This is a genomic window from Gluconacetobacter sp. (assembly GCF_047721585.1).
In the GTDB taxonomy this organism is placed as follows: domain Bacteria; phylum Pseudomonadota; class Alphaproteobacteria; order Acetobacterales; family Acetobacteraceae; genus Gluconacetobacter; species Gluconacetobacter dulcium.
The window spans coordinates 1-5,034 of record NZ_JBDNXE010000195.1 but is presented as its reverse complement, the minus strand read 5'-3'; the positions used below and the strand labels follow the sequence as shown (position 1 = coordinate 5,034).

8 protein-coding genes and 1 pseudogene are annotated in these 5,034 nt (G+C 63.7%); 8 read left to right on the top strand and 1 reads right to left on the bottom strand.

Annotation, left to right across the window (positions count from 1 at the left end; all coding sequences use genetic code 11):
- Positions 1–341: 341 nt before the first annotated feature.
- On the top strand, positions 342–659 hold the full coding sequence (locus ABF821_RS19905; RefSeq protein ID WP_016738572.1) for a DUF736 domain-containing protein: 318 nt from the start codon (positions 342–344) through the stop codon (positions 657–659).
- A 53-nt stretch (positions 660–712) separates the two neighbouring features.
- Here ABF821_RS19905 and ABF821_RS19900 read toward each other — a convergent pair whose 3' ends face one another.
- A complete protein-coding gene (locus tag ABF821_RS19900) occupies positions 713–964 on the bottom strand; it encodes a helix-turn-helix domain-containing protein (protein ID WP_415531338.1) in 252 nt (83 codons plus the stop codon).
- A gap of 271 nt (positions 965–1,235) precedes the next feature.
- Between ABF821_RS19900 and ABF821_RS19895 the strand changes: the two genes are divergently transcribed.
- The 7 genes and pseudogenes from ABF821_RS19895 to ABF821_RS19865 all read left to right on the top strand — a co-directional run bounded on the left by ABF821_RS19895 (position 1,236) and on the right by ABF821_RS19865 (position 4,984).
- A complete protein-coding gene (locus ABF821_RS19895) occupies positions 1,236–1,442 on the top strand; it encodes a transcriptional regulator domain-containing protein (RefSeq protein ID WP_415531337.1) in 207 nt (68 codons plus the stop codon).
- A gap of 58 nt (positions 1,443–1,500) precedes the next feature.
- The gene (locus ABF821_RS19890) at positions 1,501–2,022 is read left to right on the top strand and encodes a DNA -binding domain-containing protein (RefSeq protein WP_415531336.1); all 522 of its coding nucleotides are present in this window, start codon (positions 1,501–1,503) and stop codon (positions 2,020–2,022) included.
- Between the two features lie 96 nt (positions 2,023–2,118).
- The gene (locus tag ABF821_RS19885; RefSeq protein ID WP_012553482.1) at positions 2,119–2,415 is read left to right on the top strand and encodes a helix-turn-helix transcriptional regulator; all 297 of its coding nucleotides are present in this window, start codon (positions 2,119–2,121) and stop codon (positions 2,413–2,415) included.
- A complete protein-coding gene (locus ABF821_RS19880) occupies positions 2,412–3,485 on the top strand; it encodes a replication initiator protein A (RefSeq protein WP_415531335.1) in 1,074 nt (357 codons plus the stop codon). Before ABF821_RS19885 ends, ABF821_RS19880 begins: the two co-directional genes overlap by 4 nt.
- On the top strand, positions 3,482–3,970 hold the full coding sequence (locus tag ABF821_RS19875; RefSeq protein ID WP_415531334.1) for a DUF2840 domain-containing protein: 489 nt from the start codon (positions 3,482–3,484) through the stop codon (positions 3,968–3,970). Before ABF821_RS19880 ends, ABF821_RS19875 begins: the two co-directional genes overlap by 4 nt.
- A pseudogene (locus tag ABF821_RS19870) lies at positions 3,943–4,452 on the top strand (DNA cytosine methyltransferase); the annotation flags it as partial. The gene ABF821_RS19875 and the pseudogene ABF821_RS19870, both read left to right, overlap by 28 nt.
- A gap of 22 nt (positions 4,453–4,474) precedes the next feature.
- Positions 4,475–4,984: a hypothetical protein gene (locus ABF821_RS19865; protein WP_415531339.1), complete on the top strand. Its 510-nt coding sequence runs from the start codon at positions 4,475–4,477 to the stop codon at positions 4,982–4,984.
- Positions 4,985–5,034: the final 50 nt, after the last annotated feature.

Sequence of the window (5,034 nt, the reverse complement as noted above, 5' to 3'; positions counted from 1 at the left end):
CTCCTCGAGCCCATCGAGGATCGGTGCTCCTACACCACGCCGTGGGGCACAGCCCTGCCCTGTCTCCATACAAGGCTGACGGTGCCGCACATCATGGCCTCTCGATATGGCCGATCTGCCCGAAGACCGGCTTCGCCTCGCCCGGCTATGGCGCAACGGCGTCCCGCAACTTTCTTCCCCTGCCGGCTGCGCCGTCATTCCTCGCGCATCAACAAAGTTCCGTGCCGCCGTCCTCCGCGTTGCTCTGGCCCCTGCGGGGTGCGCCGCCGGTCGCCTCCGGGCTGACGATGGCCATCGAGGCCACGGTGGTCGCGGCCCGATACAAGCCAGGAGACAGGACAATGATCATCGGTTCATTCAAAAAGGTCGGCGAGGGGTACGAAGGCGAAATCGTCACCCTGACACAGAAAATCCGGGGTATCCGCTTTGTGCCCGAAGCCAACCGGGTCAGCGACAATGTTCCCAACTTCCGGGTGCAGATCGGAAAACTGGAAGCCGGGGCCGCCTGGATCAAGCACACCACGGACTGGCGCGAATATCTCAGCGTGAAGCTGGACGATCCGACCCTTCCCGGTCCGATCTTCGCCAGCCTCTTCGAAGAGGAAGGTGGCGCTTACAACCTGGTCTGGAGCCGCCAGCGCCCGCGTAACGGGGACTGACCACCCCAGGCCCCTCCGGTTCGCCGGAGGGGCTTTTTTCATCGCCAGGCCGATTATGGCTTTCCGTCGGCCGGTACCGTTTCTGTCGCGACAGCGTGGCTTTCGTCCAGCAGCGCGGCGGGCCGCACGCCCAATGCCTGTGACGCATGCCATAGTGAGAGCAGTGTCACGTTCTGGCGTCCGGTCTCGATCCAGCTGATATAGGCGCGGTCCACGCCCATCTGTTCCGCCAGGGCCTCCTGGCTGAGACCGGCGGCGCGTCGCAGGCGCCTCACGTTCGCGCCGAAAAGTCCTCGGATGTCCATCCGCAGGATAGGAACGATTTGTGTATTATCGCGCTACGTATTATAATACACGGGCGGTTTCTCTCCCGCCGGAGCGATGCTCCGCAGGTATCACGTGATGCCGGAAAAACCGGCCTTTCACGCCCATGCGGCCTGAATCCTTCATCTCCATCTAAATGATCCCGATCAGGCCGGATATTTGCGGGATCACCTCCCTGAGTCTTCGGGACTACCCGTTCCGGTTCCGCACCGGATACTGGGTCGAATCCATGACATATCGGGGGAGGGGGACGTGCCGACAATCCGGCCGTGGGATGCCGCACCCCTTCGTCGCGCCTACGCCGGGCTCGACACTGCCGGTCTCGCCCAGGAATGGCTGCGACACAATCCGGCCTACCGGCGCGATCATGCAGCAATCATGACGACGGACAAGACTGACGCCGAAACATGGCGCGCTTTTGCCCGTCGCTGGGGGTTGCGTTTTCCCTGTCGACCCTGATCTCCCCGCCTGGCTCGCCCCCGCGTTCTGGGATCCGGACATCGCGCCGGAGGTCGCTGTGCGTGGCGACGGAGGTGACATTCTGTCCCGTCTCACGCCGTACGCGCGGGCACGACACGACGGTCCCGATGGTATCCATCTTGTGCTGGACAGCGCAGCGGGTCCGCTGCGCATCGTCATTGTTGTCGATCGGCAGTCCGACGAACCAGGAACCTGGTTCATCATCGATGACAGGCACCTCACGACCCGTCTGGCCTGCGTTGCGCGCTTCGGCCGTCTGCTTGCCGGTCAGACGCCCGGTCCTCTTCCCCCCACCTTGCGTCTGAGCCTCCAGCAGAAACTGCGCCAGATCCGCATGCTCTGCATCATGGAAGGTCGGCGTACGGGGGTGACAGTGCGCCGGATCGCGGCGGGCATCTACGGTGAGCGTATCCTGCACCTGTCCCGCAATGAATGGCGTGCCAGTTCATGGCAGCGGGCCTTTTACCGTGATCTTGATGGCACCGGTTTCTATCTGAACGGCGGCCATATCGCTCTCCTTCAGGGGCTGAAGCAGGGGGGTGACATTTTGGCGGCCTGAACTTTGTCATCCCTCCCCACAACCCATTCTCCGGCAGCGTCCTCCCATGAGCCGCGACGCTCCGCACGCGGCCCGATCCAACGGGAGGAAGACCCCATGCGTGTCCAGCCGACACTGCCACCGCGCTATCTGCGCACCCCGGACGCGGCCAATTTCGTTGGCCTGTCCATCCGCACCCTCGAAAAACATCGGAGCTGTGGCACCGGTCCGCTCTACCGCCAGCTTGGCGGCCGGATCGTCTATGCCGTCGAAGACCTCTGCGCCTGGGCCGATCTGAACGTCCGGCTGTCCACGGGTGATGGAGGCGGCATTCCCATGCCGTCCGATCCCCGCGCCTATATCATCCGCCTGCAGGCGAAGGCCCGTAAGGCACAGCGGAGTGCCGGACGATGATGCCGGCCGCTGATAGCTGGCGTCAGCCCGACCGCCGCTTCGTGGTCACGGGGTCGGCAAGGCCCCGTGACATTCGTGATCTCATGGGGCGTCCGTTTTTCGCATTGGGAAAAACGCCGCGCCTTACCCCGATCGATTACCAGGCACGACATATCGCGGTCATGGTTCGGGCTGAAAATGCCGGTGGTATGGCGACCGTCTGGGACGTCGATGTTCTGATCTGGCTGACCGGGCAGATCGTCGATGCGCTGAACCACGGATTGTGGGTGTCACGCCATGTGCGCTTCACACCATGGCGTCTATTTCAGGATCTGGGCTGGGCGACGGGCGCGCATGAGTATGATCGCCTCCATGGCGCGCTCGCGCGTCTGTCGGCGACAACAGTCATAACGAACATCCGCCAGGGCACTGACTGGAGGGAAAGACCGTTCCCCTGGATCAGTGATGTCCGGATATCCCGTGAAGATGGCGTGGCCCTGACGCTGCCGGACTGGCTGATGGAAGCCGCCTGCGATCGCTCGCGCGTGCTGAGCGTTGACCCAGCCTATTTCTGCCTTCGTGGCGGTCTGGAGCGGTGGCTTTACCGCCTGGCGCGTCGGCATGCCGGACGGCAGAAGGAGGGGTGGCGCTTCGATCTGGCGGAGTTGCACGCACGCTCAGGCAGCCTGACCCGGCGTCGCGATTTCATCGCGAAAATCCGCGCCATTGTCGTCAGCCAGATCATCCCCGGTTATGCGTTTCGCGTCATTTCTGGCGGAAAACAGGGAGTTTTATGCGCTGTTCCAACGAGTCAATCCACCGAGGGTGTGGATAACGATGTGAAACATGTCGTTGGATCAACGGCGCATCATATCGTGGGAGCGACGGCGGATTTATCGTGGGATCATTGGCGAAAATCGGCGCAACGTGTTGTTTTCAAAGGCGGAATCAGCCCCGTAACTTATATAACTAATATAATAACTTATTATGTAGGGAATTTCGGTCTTTCGGTTCCCCTTCCGGCAGCCCGATCGGGACGTGCAGAAAAGGCTCGGGAAGCGGTCGCGGATCGCCTGGTCGGTGTCCCATGACCGCCCGCTCTTTCAGGCCGGACGATGCGGTCCTCACCACGGTTGAACTGACGTGGATCGAGAAGCGCATCGAACACTGGATCCGCTTCGGCCATCCCGTCGAGGATCGCATTCTCGATCGTCGGCGCAGGCTGATGAGTTTTGCGCCGGGCAGCGTGTTCGCGTTCATCCGCTGGGCCGCCAACGATTTCGGCACCGTAGTGTCCTGCATCGACATCGTGCGGGCCGTGGGCGCTCAGGAAGCCTGCCAGACCGTGCCGTTCGTGCGCCCCGGTGGGGAGAGCCTGCTGCGCCAAAGTGGCTGGCCAAAGGTGCGCCGGGTGCTGGAGTCCATCGACGGCGTAGAGGCGCTGGGGATCGATCCCACCGCTGCCTGTCCCGATCACTGGCGGCACCTGCATCACCGGCTCACGGCGGCGCAGGAGCCACGTCCTTACACGTCAGAGCGCCATCAGGCATGGCTGCGCCGGAGGGCTGTGGCATGACGTATGGTCATTCCCCCATGGGTGATATCTCACCCCGCACCCCCTTCCGCGTAATGGACCTGTTCGCGGGTGCGGCTGGTGGCTGGACGCTGGGCCTGCACCGGGCGGGCTTCGTCACCGTCGCCGCCTGCGAGATCGTGGAATGGCGGCGCGTGCTCTACGCGGAGAACAATCCCCATGTCCGCCTCTACGACGACGTCCGGACCCTCACCGCAGGGCGACTTGTTTCCGACCTCGGCTTCCTGCCAGACCTCATCACGGGCAGCCCGCCGTGCCAGGATATCAGCAGCGCCAACACCAGGGGCAAAGGGATCGACGGCGCGCGGTCGGGCCTCTACCGTGAAGCTGTCCGCCTGGTTGGAGAGTGCCGCCCTCGCTGGTTCGCTTTTGAGAACAGCGCTAACCTCAGAACTCGCGGTGCGGACCGGCTGCTCGATGCGCTGGAGGCGCTCGGCTACGCCTGCGAACCGTGCGTGGTGGGTGCTGGAGACATCGGCGCCTGCCATGTCCGCAAACGCTCCTGGCTCATCGGTTTCGACCCCCGGCAGCTTGCCGACACCGGTCTCGCAGTCGCAACAGGGCGGGATGCGGATGGAAGGGGGAGCGGGCGCGCGGGCGGCGATGAAGGCGTCGGGTCTTTACGATGTGTTCCGCACGGATCGTATGGCGACGCCACGGGCGTCGGATGCCGCGAAGGGTGGTCGGGGCGACGTGCTGGCGCAGATGACGGGGCAGGAGAACCGTCATGCGGGGATGCTGGGAACCCCGACTGCCAACCCTGCGCCACGGGGCAGCATGCTGCGTCGGTGCAGGGGGCGGATGACATCGGAGCAGGGCGATTTCAACCGTACGCCGACGATCGGGGAAGCGCTGTATTTCGAGGAGCACCAGCCTCCCTGCGGGATGCTGCCCACACCGCTCGCGCCGAATGGAGGTCGCCGGCTGAGTGCGGGGGAGATCAGGACAGGCCGTCGGGCGAACGGATCCAAGGCCCAGATCGACACGCCGAACTGAACCGCCCCGGGTTTACCGGAGAGTAAAACACTCAAAGGATGAGCCCTATG

Bases quoted from the DNA above. Each gene is read 5' to 3' on its own strand.
- ABF821_RS19905 (WP_016738572.1), top strand. From the start codon at position 342: ATGATCATCGGTTCATTCAAAAAGGTCGGCGAGGGGTACGAAGGCGAA.
- ABF821_RS19900 (WP_415531338.1), bottom strand. From the start codon at position 964: ATGGACATCCGAGGACTTTTCGGCGCGAACGTGAGGCGCCTGCGACGC.
- ABF821_RS19885 (WP_012553482.1), top strand. From the start codon at position 2,119: ATGCGTGTCCAGCCGACACTGCCACCGCGCTATCTGCGCACCCCGGAC.
- ABF821_RS19880 (WP_415531335.1), top strand. From the start codon at position 2,412: ATGATGCCGGCCGCTGATAGCTGGCGTCAGCCCGACCGCCGCTTCGTG.
- ABF821_RS19875 (WP_415531334.1), top strand. From the start codon at position 3,482: ATGACCGCCCGCTCTTTCAGGCCGGACGATGCGGTCCTCACCACGGTT.
- ABF821_RS19865 (WP_415531339.1), top strand. From the start codon at position 4,475: ATGTCCGCAAACGCTCCTGGCTCATCGGTTTCGACCCCCGGCAGCTTG.